Annotated in this window: 12 protein-coding genes and 3 pseudogenes; 7 read left to right on the top strand and 8 right to left on the bottom strand. The window is 67.7% G+C overall.

Features of this window, described 5'->3' with window-relative positions:
* Positions 1–639: 639 nt before the first annotated feature.
* On the bottom strand, positions 640–1203 hold the full coding sequence (locus TN53_RS12345; protein ID WP_046258548.1) for a cysteine hydrolase family protein: 564 nt from the start codon (positions 1201–1203) through the stop codon (positions 640–642).
* A gap of 327 nt (positions 1204–1530) precedes the next feature.
* On the opposite strand from TN53_RS12345, the gene TN53_RS12340 reads away from it, so the two are divergent.
* Positions 1531–2088, top strand: coding sequence for a YcxB family protein (locus TN53_RS12340; RefSeq protein ID WP_052745186.1), 558 nt, complete (start codon positions 1531–1533; stop codon positions 2086–2088).
* 224 nt (positions 2089–2312) lie between these two features.
* On the opposite strand, the gene TN53_RS12335 is transcribed toward TN53_RS12340, so the two are convergent.
* Positions 2313–3218: a LysR family transcriptional regulator gene (locus TN53_RS12335; RefSeq protein ID WP_046258547.1), complete on the bottom strand. Its 906-nt coding sequence runs from the start codon at positions 3216–3218 to the stop codon at positions 2313–2315.
* A 140-nt stretch (positions 3219–3358) separates the two neighbouring features.
* Between TN53_RS12335 and TN53_RS12330 the strand changes: the two genes are divergently transcribed.
* Both TN53_RS12330 and TN53_RS12325 read left to right on the top strand, forming a co-directional pair.
* Positions 3359–4177 carry an inositol monophosphatase family protein gene (locus TN53_RS12330; RefSeq protein WP_046258546.1) on the top strand — a complete coding sequence of 273 codons (819 nt, stop codon included), beginning with the start codon at positions 3359–3361 and terminating at the stop codon, positions 4175–4177.
* 36 nt (positions 4178–4213) lie between these two features.
* Positions 4214–4810 (top strand): NADPH-dependent F420 reductase, encoded by a 597-nt coding sequence (locus TN53_RS12325; protein ID WP_046258545.1) that lies wholly within the window; start codon positions 4214–4216, stop codon positions 4808–4810.
* Between the two features lie 620 nt (positions 4811–5430).
* Here the strand turns inward: TN53_RS12325 and TN53_RS12320 are convergent.
* Together TN53_RS12320 and TN53_RS12315 are read right to left on the bottom strand one after the other, a co-directional pair.
* A pseudogene (locus TN53_RS12320) lies at positions 5431–5962 on the bottom strand (TetR/AcrR family transcriptional regulator); the annotation flags it as partial.
* A gap of 209 nt (positions 5963–6171) precedes the next feature.
* Positions 6172–6498, bottom strand: coding sequence for a hypothetical protein (locus TN53_RS12315; RefSeq protein ID WP_046258544.1), 327 nt, complete (start codon positions 6496–6498; stop codon positions 6172–6174).
* On the opposite strand from TN53_RS12315, the pseudogene TN53_RS12310 reads away from it, so the two are divergent.
* Positions 6490–6654 (top strand): annotated as a pseudogene (locus TN53_RS12310) (enoyl-CoA hydratase/isomerase family protein); the annotation flags it as partial. The gene TN53_RS12315 and the pseudogene TN53_RS12310 overlap by 9 nt on opposite strands.
* A gap of 249 nt (positions 6655–6903) precedes the next feature.
* Here TN53_RS12310 and TN53_RS12305 read toward each other — a convergent pair.
* The 3 genes and pseudogenes from TN53_RS12305 to TN53_RS49520 all read right to left on the bottom strand — a co-directional run.
* Positions 6904–8322: a cutinase family protein gene (locus tag TN53_RS12305; protein ID WP_159038125.1), complete on the bottom strand. Its 1419-nt coding sequence runs from the start codon at positions 8320–8322 to the stop codon at positions 6904–6906.
* A 347-nt stretch (positions 8323–8669) separates the two neighbouring features.
* Complete coding sequence (locus tag TN53_RS12300; RefSeq protein ID WP_046258541.1) at positions 8670–9650, bottom strand: winged helix-turn-helix domain-containing protein; 981 nt, start codon at positions 9648–9650, stop codon at positions 8670–8672.
* A gap of 208 nt (positions 9651–9858) precedes the next feature.
* Positions 9859–10218, bottom strand: a pseudogene (locus tag TN53_RS49520) (IS630 family transposase); the annotation flags it as partial.
* Here TN53_RS49520 and TN53_RS47250 point away from each other — a divergent pair.
* Positions 10120–10392, top strand: coding sequence for a hypothetical protein (locus tag TN53_RS47250; RefSeq protein WP_159038124.1), 273 nt, complete (start codon positions 10120–10122; stop codon positions 10390–10392). The pseudogene TN53_RS49520 and the gene TN53_RS47250 overlap by 99 nt on opposite strands.
* Complete coding sequence (locus TN53_RS12290; protein WP_234441580.1) at positions 10389–11066, top strand: alpha/beta fold hydrolase; 678 nt, start codon at positions 10389–10391, stop codon at positions 11064–11066. Before TN53_RS47250 ends, TN53_RS12290 begins: the two co-directional genes overlap by 4 nt.
* A gap of 114 nt (positions 11067–11180) precedes the next feature.
* Here the strand turns inward: TN53_RS12290 and TN53_RS12285 are convergent, their stop codons facing one another.
* The gene (locus TN53_RS12285) at positions 11181–11948 is read right to left on the bottom strand and encodes a GNAT family N-acetyltransferase (RefSeq protein ID WP_046258540.1); all 768 of its coding nucleotides are present in this window, start codon (positions 11946–11948) and stop codon (positions 11181–11183) included.
* A 636-nt stretch (positions 11949–12584) separates the two neighbouring features.
* Between TN53_RS12285 and TN53_RS12280 the strand changes: the two genes are divergently transcribed.
* Positions 12585–13892, top strand: a complete 1308-nt coding sequence (locus TN53_RS12280) for a glycoside hydrolase family 30 beta sandwich domain-containing protein (protein WP_046258539.1) — start codon at positions 12585–12587, stop codon at positions 13890–13892.
* The last annotated feature ends 302 nt before the right edge of the window (positions 13893–14194 follow it).

The following is a 14194-nucleotide window of genomic DNA, read 5'->3' as shown; positions in this document are numbered from 1 at the left end:
CAAGTTGCGGGCACCGAATCTTCGGCCCGCGGCAGTGGGGGTGTGCGACACGGTCGTCCTATCGGCTTGGACCCGCCTCGTGTTCGACACTCTCCTCAACGAGACGGTCACAATGTGTTGTTCAGATCGGATCGTTCCGATGTCTAGCACTCTGCTTCCGCTGTTGACCCCAATTTCACCGAAGCGGTACCCAGTTGAGCTTTCAAGTGACGGCTGGGAGGCGGTTTCGCAGCCGCGCCGGTCTGCGGCCAATGGAGCTGGCGTTCCCAGGGCTCGATGTCCGGTTCCCCCGGGGGCAGCTCCTTGACCGGTTCTCCCTGCTCATCCAGTTCGAGGTGCTCCGTCGCGGACCGCGTCTTCCGCAACCGGATTTTCCCGCGAGGCGTGCCAGGGCGGTCGTCGTGTCGGCGGCGGAGGTCGTGTCGCCGGCCGTGACGAACAGGCGGTGGGCCTCCGTGAAGTGGGCGCGGGCCTCGGTCAGTTCGCCGCACTGTTCCAGGGCCGTGGCGAGACCGGCGAGGGCCCGGGCCTGGAAGCGACTCGTGCCGCCGTGGGTCGGTGGGGGCGAGGAGGGCTGACCTCCCCCGGAGGGTGGGAGGCGATGCCGTCTTGCCCAGCATGCGAGAGTCCGGACGGTCACTATTGCCGTGCGATGACCTTGAGCCAGTCCTCGACGGCGACGACATCTGCCCACTGCGGGAACAGCCTTTCGGTGAGCATCGTGTGCACCTCGGGGTCGGTGTCGAGGCAGGCATCCGCCAGGACGGTGAGGCCGAAGTCCAGATCGATGGCATGCCACAGGGTGGACAGCACTACCGCGCTGGTGGCGATGCCGGTGAGAACGAGGCTGTCGATATCGCGAGCCCTGAGTACCAAGTCGAGGTCGCTGCCCGAGAACGCGCTGCCCCGCCTCTTGGTAACCACCACGTCGCCCTGCTGGGGCGCAACGTCGTCATGAATCTCGGTGCCAGGGGCGCCCTCGGTGAACAGGCCGGCCCGCACGACGTTCGCCATCACCCTGTTGCGAGGGCTGACTTGCGGATCGCCCGGCCGTAACCCCATCACCACGTAGATCACGGGTATGCCGGCAGCCCGGGCACCGTCGATCGCTCTGCGCAAGCGCGGCAGATATCCGGAACCGTCGTCGGCGATGGCCACGACGTCCCGTTGGACGTCCATCACCAGAAGTGCGCTGTTCGCCATGCTTGCCTTCCCTATCTCCGTTGGAAACAAGGGCGAGTCTGGTGGATCAACCGCACTGCGGTGGAAGGTTTCGGAGAACCTCATCAGGTGGGGGAGTTGAGCCGAGCGAGGTCTGCTTCCTGTACGTCGGCATCAGGCGCTGGTTCCAGGCGCACGTTCACGAACTCGCCCCTGGGTTCGCCGCGATGCTTGATCAGCACGACGTCACCGCACTGCCCGGCTGGCTCAACACTCTCGCCACGAGCCTGTTCGGTGGACGCCCCGTCGATGGCCCAGCCGGTGGGCGTCGCCGGTAGGATCCGCGGGTTGTCTCTACGGGGAGGGACCATGGCCGAAGGCCGGAAGATGATGGACAACGGCGAGGAACGTGCCGCCGATGTCGGGGACGAGGCGGTGGTGCAGTTGGTGTACCGTCCTCAGCCCGCCGACACGTTGGTCGGCCTGCGGGTCCGGCAGCGGATCAAGCGGTGGGGGCTGGTGCTGCGGGGCGTGTTTCTCGCACTGTGGGTGGGACAGTGGCTGCTGAGCACCATCAGTCGCGGCAGTGTCGACGTGGTCTCCACCGTTCTGTTCCTGTTCGTCGTCCTGGTGGTGGGCGGCTATCCGCGCTTGCAGGCTGCCCAGGTGCAGCGCATTGTCGGAGGACAGGGCGAGTACCGCACAGCCGTGTCCGATGTCGGCATCACCACCGCCAACGACCACAGCACGCTCATCCAGAAGTGGTCGGTCCTCCAGGGCTACCGAGAGACGCCCGGCCACTTCGTCCTGCTCAGTCGGGACCCCAACATCATGTGCCTTGAGGTCCTGCCCAAGCGCGGGTTGAGCACAGCCGACGATGTCGAGCGGCTTCGTGCCCTGCTGGATCGCCACTCCGTCCGTGTCTGAGATACGCGCCCACGCGGGATGAACCCCCAGGGCGTCGACGCGTTTGTGCTCCAGGTCTGTCGGCGGCGCTTGCCGGGACGAGCAGGATCATGCGCTCAAGGAGTGGCGAAAGGGTGAGCCAGTTTCCTTGCCGATGTCCTGCACGGCGACCCGTGTTCTTCGACGGGCTCAACCACTGCTGCTACAAGTCCGTACAGCGGCCGGCCGTGCGCGGACGGCGCCGACTACGACGCTCCGCACATGGCCAGCGCGGTTCGCGCCAGCCCGCGCAGCCAGGCGTGGGCGTGGTCGGTGTCGTAGCGCTGATGCCACGACAGGTAGATGGGCGCCGACGGCAGTTCGAGCGGGAGGGGGAGCACGACCAGGCCGAGGTCGGCGACCGCTGACCGCGTGGTGGCTTCGGGGACGCTGAGCAGGAGATCGGATCCGCGCGCGAACTCCAGCGCGGCCGCTTCCGTGGGAGCGGTCGCCACCACGCGGCGGGTGAGGCCGAGCTGCGCGAGGGCGTCGTCGAGGGCATTGCTGAGGTTTCCACGTCGCGAGACGGTGATGTGCTCAGCGGCGGCGTACTGCTTTGCGGTGACGGTCCTGACGCGGGTGAGGGGGTGCCCCTGCCTCACGACGACGACGAGGCGGGTCTCGCCCACATTCTCGGCACGGATCTCCGGTGCGCTCGGGCGGTTGGCATTCGCCTCCAGGTCGACCTCACCGCGCCGCAACTCGGGGGTGTCGATGCTCGATTCCGCGACGAAACGCAATCGCACGCCCGGCGCCCGTCCACGCACGGCCGCGAGCAGTGCGGGGCCGCTCAGGGCGACCAGGGAATCGTGCCAACGGAGTGTGAAAGTGCGCTCCAACGTGGCCAGATCGAGTTCATGGCTCGGTGCCAGCACTCCCTGGACCTGGTGCAGCAGCTCGTGCACCTGTTCCCGGACGGCGATCGCATACGGCGTCGGGGTCATCGTGCGACCGGTGCGCACCAGGATCTGGTCCCCGGTCGTGCGCCGGATCCGGCCCAGACTCCGGCTCATCGCAGGGGCGGTGACGTGCAGGCGCGCGGCCGCCCCGGCCACACTTCCCTCCTCCAGCAGCGCGTCGAGCGCGGCGAGGAGGTTCAAATCCAATTGCATGTGAGTAATCCTAGCCGTGCTTAACATGCATTTGAAGTTAATTGGAGGGCTCTATACCTTCGAGATGAGAGCGCAAGACGGAACGCACAGCGTGGTCCGATCGGCCTCCTCATCACCCCTCCTCACACGGGAGTAACGCCATGCCCGAAACGCTTCAGACCACTGACGCCGCCGCCTCCGACGCCGACCTGCTCGGCCAGACCGCGATCGCCGTACGCGCGGCCGGCTCGGCGCTGCACAAGCGCTTCGGCGAGGTGGTCCGCTACCAGACCCGCGAAGAGCTGATGCGCGCACTCGCCGCCAACGACGACGCGGCCCTCGACATCCTGCGCCCCCGCCTCACACGCCTGCGCCCGGACGCCGGCTGGGTGGAGGACGAGCTGGACGGCGGGGCGCTGCCGTCCGGCGAATGGTGGGTCGTGGATCCGGCCGAAGGCAACGTCAACCACCTGCACGCCCTGCCGGATTGGGCGGTGACCGCCACCCTCGTGCGTGAGAACCAGCCGGTGCTCACCGCGGTCCACCTGCCGCTGACCGGCGAGACCTACACCGCGCTCACCGGCGCGGGCGCCTACCTCGACGGCCGGCCGCTGCGCGTCTCCGAGACCGCGGACCTCGGCCTGAGCCTCGTGGCCACCAGCCAGGCCCGGCCGGACGAGGACGAGAAGGTCGTGCGGCGCGTCGGCTCCTCGATCACCGCGATGCTCTTCGACGCGCTCGTCGTCCGCACCGCCGTGCCCGCGACCCTGCACCTGCTGAACGTGGCCGCCGGCCGCATCGACGCCTTCTGGCAGTTCGCCGGCGCCCGCGCGGACCTGCTGCCGGGAGCGCTGCTCGTCACCGAGGCCGGCGGACAGATCTCCGACGCCGAGGGACGCCCCTGGACCCCGCAGAGCGAGAGCTTCCTGGCCGCCGCGCCCGGCGTCCACGCCGAGGCCGTCGCCACCCTCTCCCGCTGACCGCGCACCACAATCTGCACGAAGGAGCAGATCATCATGACCACGATCGCAGTACTCGGAAACGGCCGCGTCGGCGGCAACCTGGCCACAGCCCTCACCCGGGCAGGGCATGAGGTGACCGTGGCGGACCGCGCGCCGGGCGCCGCCGCCGACGCTGCCCGGACAGCCCAGATCGTCATCAACGCCACCCCGGGCGCCGGCTCGCTGGACGGGCTCGTCGCCCTGCGCGAGGAACTGCGCGACACGATCCTCGTCGACGTCTCCAACGCCACCGTCGACGGACCGGACGGACTGCCCGCCGACCTGATCTACCCCGGCTCAAGCCTCGCCGAGCAACTCCAGGAAGCGCTCCCCGAAACACGCGTCGTCAAGACACTCAACACCATGCTCTTCCCGGTGATGACCGCGCCGGCCACGCTCACCCAGGCGCCCGACGCCTTCCTCTCCGGCGACGACCCACAGGCCAAGCAGACCGTCCGTGAGCTGCTCATCGACCTCGGCTGGCGTAAGAAGTGGATCACTGATCTCGGCGGGATCCAGACCGCCCGCGCCACGGAGGCCGCGATCCTGTTCGTACCGCACGTGAATCGCTCCAGCGGATTCGCACCCTTCGCGATCTCGATCGCCCGCTGATCCGCGCACAGTGCACCGCCCCCGGCGGGCCCACATCCAGAACGGATACACGGCAGCGCAGCCAGGCCTGGCGATTCAGCGCCGGACGGCGGTGCCGGCGCCGGTCATCAGACCGCAGCCGAGAGGGCCGAGGAAGTCCAGCGGTACGTCGTCGTCGACCTTGACCGCGTTGCGGACGCTGGCCACCGCGTATGCGCCGAACGATGGCTGGCCGAACCAGCTGCCGTGGACGTCCTCGCCGCCGCGGCGCTGGGTAGGTAGCTGCGGCTGGATGTCGAAGTAGCCGCCCCGGTCGCTGCGCAGGGCGTTGTCTGCGATCGTGCGTGGCGCCGACGTCGGTCAGGGCGCGGTGGAGCGCTACTTCATCGAGCGGGCTGCTGTGGTCACTGCGGTGCTGGTGGCGAGCGTCGGGCGAGCTTGGGGCCTCGAAAGCCCCGGGTAAGACAGCACTACTCGTCGCGGCCTTGGCGTGGAGAAGGGAAGACATCCCTGCCCGCTATTGAGGTGGCGGTCGCGGGTTGGATGGGGCTCTGGGGGAGATCGTGCATTTCGGCGGTCGGCGAGACCTGCCGCCGACCGCTGTCGGCTCGGAGAGCGCCCCGGTCTCCGAGCCTGTTCGCAGGGGTGACGAGCCCGGTCAGGTTGTCGGCCTGGATACCCGCACGGGCGCTGGCGCCGTCGAAGACCAGGATGAGTTGCCGGGCCGGCAGGTCGGGATCGTGCGCGCCGGCCGCTTCGGCCTGGGAGCGGAAGAATGCCGTCAGGTTCGCCTTGATTCGATGGGCCACCTGGCTCGCGGGGTGGCTCTGGTCCTTGAGCTCGATCTGCACGGACAGGTACCGACAGCCGTGGAACTCGGGTGCGCCCGCCTGCTGTTCCACCTGCTCGAAGACGTGCTGGATCTTCTCGCGCGGCGAACCGCCGTGGTTCGCCGCGGGCAGGAGCCCGGCCACGAAGGCGGTGGCGCGCTCCTCAAAGGCTTGCTGCCAGTAGTTCGTCCTTGCTGTCGAACAGTTGGTACATGGAGCGCTTCGATACTCCCGCGGCCTTGCACAATGCGTCGATGCCGATGCTGACACCGTCTCGGTAGGTGAGCGTGGCCGCCGCCTCCAGCAGCCGCTCCCTGGGGCTTGGTCTCACTTGGGTGGTCATACTGCGAGGTTAACGCGAACCGAACGAAAAGAAAACCGATCGGTTTCCAGGGTGGGGTCGGGGTACCACACACGGCAAAGGCGGGCAGGGGGCGTCCGTCCGGTGGGGGCCGGCCACCACCGCGAGATGCCCTGCTTTCCTGCGCTGATTGGTGTCCTGAGGACAACAGTCATCGCAGGTAGCAGGGCATTTCTAGGGTGGATCCAGGCTCAGTGGGCCATCACGGGCTCGCCCTCGGACGGCTCCAGGGCCCGATTCGGAATCAGGAACGCCGCGATCACCGCACCGACCACGAAGAACCCGGAGCCCCACGCCAGGGTGGCCGTGTAGCCCTCGACCCCGGCCTGGGCTGCGGCCGGCGCGCTGGGCTTGTGCGACGTCAGGTAGTCGGTCGTGGCCGACGAGGCAACGGTGGTCAGGAGCGCCGTACTGATGGAGCCGCCGATTTGCTGGCCGGTGTTGATCAGCGCCGAGGCGACGCCCGTGTCATCGCGGTGCAGGCCTGAGGTCGCACCCTGGAACGCGGTGGTCATCATCAAGGCCAAGGCCTCGTCTTCACAGGCGGCCAGGTGAAGGCGGACGAGGCCTTCGCCATCGGGCTCGCGATCGAACGCAACGGGTTCGCCGGGCTGTTCGCCACCGAGGACCGCGAGATCGGCATGCGCAACTTCGTCGAGGGCGGGCCGGGCAGGCCAGGTTCCGCTGACCGGGAGAGGCCGGGGGTCGGGCTCCGCGGCCGTGGCGCGGCCCCGGGGCGGGGGTAGCCAACTCCCGTTCATCTGTGAACCCTCAATCCCTGGGCCAGGGAGGCTCTTTGAGGCCGAAAATCGCCGTTCCACGACCCGCTGTGACGGCGAGAGGAGACCAGATGCCTCGAAGCGTCGTGCCTGGGGCGGCCGCGTGTGCACGGCCGCCCCAGGTGGGTGTGTCATCCGGCGGTTTCAGCAGGGTGGGATGACCTGGCTCCAGTCCGCGAACTTGCCTGTCGTCAGGTAGTGATCGTTGACGTAACCGCCCGGCAGGGCTCCACCGGTGTCGGCGAAGAACCAGTACCGGTTGCCGGTGCCGTCGGCGTCGACCGCACCCGTCGTCCAGCAGAGCACGATCAGCTCGTCGCCGTTGTGGCCCTGGTAGGACGAACTGCGCCCGTGATCGTAGTCCGGTTCGTTGTACATGCCGAGGAACGATCCCGGGTCGATGCCGGTCACCCGGGCGCACCAGCTCTCGGGGTCACCCCCGATGTCGCAGTGGTAGAGCCCCTGGTCGGGCGGGGGAGTGGAGCCCGCACACTCCGGCACGCCGGGAATCCATGCGGGGCCGCGCAGATAGAGGTTGCTGATCCAGCCGTGCTGGACGGGCAGATAGGACCAGACGTCGTTGGTGACACCGCCGTCAGTCACCGGCTCGGCGCGCTTCTGGCACTGCACGTAGACGGTGGTGGGGCTGGGGAACCGATGAGTGACCTCGGCGTCGGTCGTCGGGGCCGTGCGCACGTTGACGTCGGTCGCCCACATCTCGACCGGCGTGGTGCCGGGCGGCACTTCCGGTTCGGGCGGCGGGTGGACGATGTTCCGCTGGGCGACCGCCGCGGCGACGGCACGGTCGGCGACATCGGCCGCGACACGTCCACCTTGCTCGTTCTGCCACCTGATCACCGGGTTCCCGTTCACCCGGGCGTTGTCCCGATAGGCGATGTGCGGCGGGTTGGTCGTACCGTCGTCGATACTCAGGCCGAACTCCGCCAACCAGTTGCCCGTGCCGGGGCGTCCCGGCTTGTTGCACACGAGGTCGTCGGTGCGGCAGACGTCGAAGTACCGTCCGTCACCGATGAATCCGGCGAAGACCGACGGCACCGGCACCCGCTGCATCAGTCCGCCGCGGTCGATGGTGGTGGTGGTCTCCTGGTAGTCGCGGTTGAGGGTCAGCATCTGTCTGCTCTGCGCCATCCCGGTCTGGCCGTTGTGGCGGGACGCGTCCCCGATGGTGATGGCGGCGCCCACCGAGTCGGAACGGCGCTGGTCCCCGGCGACGGCAGCGTTGGCGAGGGAGTTCTTGACCACCTGTCCACCCTGCGAGTACCCGATCAGCACCAAGGTCGGGCGGCTCGGGCAGTCGGAGTAGAACTCGATCTCACGGACCAGTTCGTCGCGGCCCTTCCACATCGACTCCCAGTAGTCGTCGGGTCCCGGATTGTCGCCCAGGAAGGGGGGCCACGGCAGGTCCCAGTCGATCGCCGACGCGGGATAGGGCAGATTGCGTGCGGTGATGTCGCTGCTTGGCACTCCCCGCGAGTTGAGCTCCGCGGTCACCGCCCGGACGTAGGTGTCGTTCACGCCGATGGATCCGTACGGTGTGGTCACACCCGGTTCCACATATTCGGCTGTGCCGTAGGCATTGATGATCACCCACGGCTTGTCGCAATTCATCGCCGGCTGGGGAGGCGGCGGCAGCGCGGACGCGCTGTCTGCACCGGCGAGCTGAGCCGTCGAAAACAGTCCGGCCAGCAGTGCGAGGACCCCCGCCCATATCGCCCGGCGGCGCGGCGCCTGGTTTCCTCCTGGTCGTGCGGAATATCTCATGCGGTCTTCCCCCTGGTTCGGCCCGGTGCAACGCACAGGGCTCAAACAGTCAATCGCAAGGACGGCCGCCACATTGGCATCGGTGGACGCGAAGTTCAAACAGTTCAATGGGGTTCGAAATGTTGCAGTCACCGCACGTCGAGTAACCGTAAACCCAATGCTGTTGCCGAGTGCAGGACGTATTTGCCGGCGCGGTGACTTTCCACCAGTCCTCCGGCCCGCAAAACGTCCATCTGATAACTCACGCTGGCCGGGGCGATACCGACGGCTTCGGCGACTTCGGAGCTGGTACGACCGTCCCGCCGAGCGACATCGGCCAGGATGGCGGCCCGAGTGCGGCCGAGCAGGCGTCCAACGCCGTCCCCCGTTGCCCGGGCGACGTCCAAGGGCGTCTTCGCGACGGGGTAGACGAGTACCGGAGGCAGAGCGGGATCGGCCAGGGCGGTGGCTCGGCGCCAGCAGAAGAAGGACGGGACGAGGAGCAGACCGCGGCCTTCGAGGCGGAGGTCACGCCGTACCGGGTAGTCGACCTCCAGGACAGGGGGCTTCCAACGGGCCAACGGATACAGGTCGTTGAGCAGGGCCTGAGTGCCCCCGTCGAGAAGGGTGCGCGTGCGCAGGTCGATGTCATTGCCGACGACCGCTCGGATCCGGGACCAGTGTGGCTGCAACGCGGCGCCGAAGTACACATCCAGTGCGCGGATCAGCATGGCGAGTCCTTTGTCCCCCGGCCTGCCCAGCGCCACGGTCCAGCTCGGCAGAACCTGGCTGTCACCGAGCCGAGTCAGTTCGCGTACGAGCCGAGTTCGCGAGGTGCCACGCACCAGGTCAAGTGCGTAGGACAGCTCCCCTCCAGTGGTCGGAGGTGTGAGGAAATCGGGAATGTAGCCGATGTTGGGAACCAATGTCCGCAACGGCTGCAGAGCCGCCCCCAGAACCCGGTCGACCTCCACTCTGGCGCGAACTGAGCGACGCCAGTGGCCGAATTCCAGTGGCCCCTGTCCTGTGTCCAGGCGGCACATACTGCAGATCAGCTCCCACAACGGATCCGGCTTGCGGAGAATTCGAATATTCTGCAGGTCATGGGGGGTGAAATGAATGCGGAGCATTACATCCTCTTTGGCTCACGGACATGGTGCGGGTGGCGGTCGCACTCCACTACGGGTACGGCCCAGGGGTGAGAAAGCCGTTGATGGGGCCCATGGTCGTTCCAGAGGGGCAGAACAGGCAGCACGATTTCGGCCGATGACGCCTGCCGTTGCAGCAACAGCCCACGACGCGCCGGTTGACCTGCTGAAGATTTTTTTGATGGCTGGGTCACGGCGGTTGCAGGTGAAGTCCGGTCCTGGCGACAAGACCCTCGATGAGGCGGGCGGCACTTCATCCGTTTCGGTCGCGACGTCACCAGTGGGTTAGCTGGTCGAGGCTGTGTGTGGTGAGTTGGGCCAGGGAGCTCTTCAGGTGCGACCACACGGCCGCGGCCGGGTTGAACTCCGGAACTCCGGAGCCTGTGGCGGCAACTGGTAATGGGTCAGCCATGATTGCGGGCTCGGTCAGCTCCTGCCTGGTGTGCCTGACGTGCGTGTTCAAGGTGCGACCAAGACGTTGGCCGCCGCCGAGCGGCTGGTGTGCGGCATCGAGCAGGCGGGCGTAGTCGGTCTCGGTGAAGTCCTGGCGCCCGCCCGCGCGTTGCGGGACGCGGAGCTCAAAGCGCACGTCAGCCGGGCCCAGCCGACCACTTCGGCGCCTACCGGGGCGTGCCTGTTCGCGGCTGCCGGGCGGGGTTGTGCCGAGGCAGGCGGCCAGCAGCTGGACTCATGGGGAGGTGCGCGATCTACGATGTCGCGGTGAAATTCGTCATGGTGCCGGGTGGTTGGCAGGGCGGTTGGGTGTTCGACTCGGTGGCCGCCGAGCTGCGTCGAGATGGTCACCAGGTCGAGGCGGTGACTTTGGCAGGGTTGGAGTTGGACGGCCCGGCCGATGTGGACCGTCCGCCGAACCTCGACACTCATATCGACCAGGTGGCCGAGATCATTGAACGGAGCGGCGAAACACCCCTCGCGCTGTGCGGGCACAGCTACGGCGGGATGGTGATCGCCGGAGTCGCGGATCGGCTCGGCGACCGCCTCGAGCAGCTCGTCTTCATCGATGCCTATGTCCCGAACGACGGGGATTCGTGTTGGTCGCTGACCAGTGACAGCTTCCGGGACCTGTTTGTAGCCGGCGCCCGCGCCGATGGCCGATGGGTCGCGGTCCCTGAGGGGCTGGACCCTCGAGCGCGGCCGCATCCCATGGCGAGCTTTGTCCAGTCGATCAGGCTGGAAGGGAACCCCGGCCGCGCGCCGGGCCGGACGTTCATCAGTGGTGGTGCGTGGGTCGGCAGCCCGTTTCTGGCCCTGACCGACCGGTTGCGCGACGACCCGGACTGGCGGGTTCACGAAATCCCCGTCGGGCACAATATCGCCCGCCGTGACCCGCACAGCCTCGCGGCCTTTCTGGGCGAGTTGGCGCCCGACTTCACCTGACGCGCAGCCGCTACTCCGCTGTCGTGTCGCTCTGCTGCGGATCATCGGGGGCGTGAAGCCGCGGCCAACGGGGACGTCAGAAGCGTGTGCTCAAACCGGGCTGCCGTGATGCGGTCAGGGTTGCTGCGCCGGCGGCAAGGAGAGGTAGAGGCGAGTGCCTTGCGGCCGGTAGCCGGCGCGCTCGTAGACGCGGCGGGATCCTTCGCCGGAGTACTCCAGCCAGACTGATCCGGCTCCCTGGTGGAACATGGCTTCGGTCAGCGACGCGGTGACCGCGGCGGCGATGCCGCGGCCACGGCAGGCGGGGCGGGTGCCGACGCCGGTCAGTTCTGCGGTGTTCTCAGCGGGAGGGGAGCAGGACGCCCCGCCGGCGATGCCGCCCCGCGGGTCGCGGACGAAGCGCACCGCTCCGCCGCTCTGCTGGGTGCGGCGCAGCCGGACCGCCCCCTGCGGCGATGGGTCGAAGACGCCACCGAATGCCTCGGCAAGGGCGGCATCGAGCTCGGTGAACTCTTCGTCGGTGGTCGGGCTTTCCACGTGCGGGGAGACGCCGGACCGGGGAAGAGCCAGCGTGCGGGGTGTACAGATGAGGTATTCGTGCACTGCTTCGGTGCCGAAGCCTGCCGCCCGCAGGGCGGGTGCTACGGCGGGAGCGGCCTGCGGGGCGAACTCCAGTCGGGGCAGCAGGCCCCGTTCCCGGAAGATGGCGATCAGCGCGGCGACGTCCTGCTCCGTCGGCTCGGCGCCGGGCAGCGGTGTCGCGTAGTTCATGTAGGGGTTGTCGGTGTCGGGGGTGAACCCGGCGATGAAGCCGCCGGTCTCGACGACCACGGGACGGCGGCGGAGATTGGTGACGGCAAAGCTCTGGACCTGGATGTCCACGATGGGTGTGACCTCACGAAGTCTCTGGAGGAGCCCCCGGCGAACCTTGGACGCTCGGGGCGGAGAGTGGCGATGCGTCAGGCATCGCATCGTGGGGCCGCCGTGGGGAACAGCGTGGCCGGCTGAGGCTGCCGCGGAGCGGGCACTCAGGGCCGACGGCGACCGCTGGGGGACGCCGAGAACATAGGCTTCGTTCCTCGTCATGCGTGTGTCTGCAAGGTCGTAGAGCGCGGCACACTTTTCCATGACCGACCGGAGCGAGCAAGTAGGTTTTCCAGTCGGCCACGGGCGCGTAGCCGCCGAACCGGGTGCGGCTGCTGTTGCGCCGGAGCCGCCGCCACCCTGTAGGTGTAGGGGCGCCACAGTGGAGTGGGTGTGTCGTGGGGCTTGACCGTGGTGACTGGCCTCGTTAGCTTTCGTCAGGTCTGCCACTTGGACAACGTTCATGATATCGAACGACGTTGGCGCCCGGTGCTCCGCAGAGCGGTCCCGGGGTGATGATCGACACCACGTACCGTCGAGACAGCTCGCGTGTGCTCATTCATGGCAATGGGAGCGCTCCCATACGCCCGCTCCCGTTCGGGCAGGCGCAGCCGCGAAGGTCCGGCGCAGGAGCTGCAGCCAAGAGGAGGAGACATGACACAGAGTCAGAATGAGCCCTTCGAGGGGCGGAGATTACCGAGCCGGAGGGCCATCGTGGCGACGATGGGGGCCCTACCCGTCCTCACCGCCACGGCGTCGGTCGCGAGGGCCTCTGACGCCGGGGTCATGGCGGCAGCCGCCGCGGCGGTCATCGATCCGTCGGCAACGCGGCAGACGATCCGCGGCTTCGGCGGTATGGCCCACGCCGCGTGGATCGGCGATCTCACGGCGGCTCAGCGGGACATGGCATTCGGGACCGGCGACGGCCAGTTGGGTTTCACCCTGTTGCGGATCCCTGTGCCCGAGGACCGGGCAGCCTGGAGCCGAGATCTGGCGACGGCGAAACGCGCGGCGGAACTCGGAGCCGCCGTCATCGCGTCACCCTGGAATCCGCCCGCCTCCATGGTGGAGACCTTCGTCCGCGGCAGCCAGACCGACGCGCGACGTCTCAAGTACAGCATGTACGGCGCCTACGCCCAGCACCTGAACGACTTCACCACCCACCTCCGGAACAACGGAGTGAATCTGTACGGCATTTCGGTGCAGAACGAGCCCGACTACGCACATGACTGGACGTGGTGGACCCCCGCCGAAATGGTCCGGTTCCTGCGCGAGAACGCCGGCTCGATCGGCACCAGGGTCATTGCGCCGGAGTCCTTCCAGTACCTGAAGAACATGTCGGACCCGATCCTCAACGACCCGGTGGCGCTCGCCAACGTGGACGTGATCGGAGCCCACCTCTACGGCACGTCGTTTGCGAACTTCCCTTATCCCCTCTTCAAGCAGAAGGGCGCGGGCAAGGAGCTGTGGATGACGGAGGTGTACTACCCCAACAGCTCGGATTCGGCGGACCTTTGGCCGCAGGCGCTCGATGTGGGGGAGCACATCCACCGGGCCATGGTGGAGGCCGAGTTCCAGGCCTACATCTGGTGGTACATCCGGCGCAGTTACGGCCCCATGCGTGAGGACGGCAAGATCAGCAAGCGTGGCGCCGCCATGGCGCACTTCGCCAGGTTCGTGCGACCCGGATATGTGCGGATCGGGGCGACGGCGAATCCGGCGACGAACGTCTACGTCTCCGCGTACCGGGGCGGCGGCTCCACGGTCGTCGTCGCGGTGAACAAGGGGAGCGCTGCGGTGAGTCAGCAGTTCACCCTGGCGAACGGCGCCGGATCCACTGTTGCTTCCTGGCTGACCGATGCGAGCAGGAACGTCACGTCCCAGGGCACGACCGGCATGTCGAACGGCTCCTTCACCGTCGCGCTGCCCGCTCAAAGCGCGATGACGTTCGTGATCCGCTGAACCGGACTCCCGGCGGAACGCCAACTCCGGCGCCAACCTCCAGGAAGGCCGCCACGCCCTCACGGCTGGCCCAGCCCTCTCGGGTTCGACCGCGACGAATGCAGAAGCCTTCTGCAACGGCACGAGTTCCGTGACTTGATCTGTGAAAGGGGCCCCGGCCGTCCGACCTCGGAGTATTCCGTGACTCCAAAATTTTCGGGTGCCTACGCGTCCGTCGAGAGCATGGGGACGGCATCCGTGAGGTGTTCCTCGGCCTGTCAACCTGATCACACCCCAGCACGTGCAACTGCCCTGTCTCTGAC

Source organism: Streptomyces sp. WM6386 (assembly GCF_000972385.1).
Taxonomy (GTDB): domain Bacteria; phylum Actinomycetota; class Actinomycetes; order Streptomycetales; family Streptomycetaceae; genus Streptomyces.
Note: the sequence above shows the minus strand (reverse complement) of the source record. Positions and strands in the feature narration are given on the sequence as shown.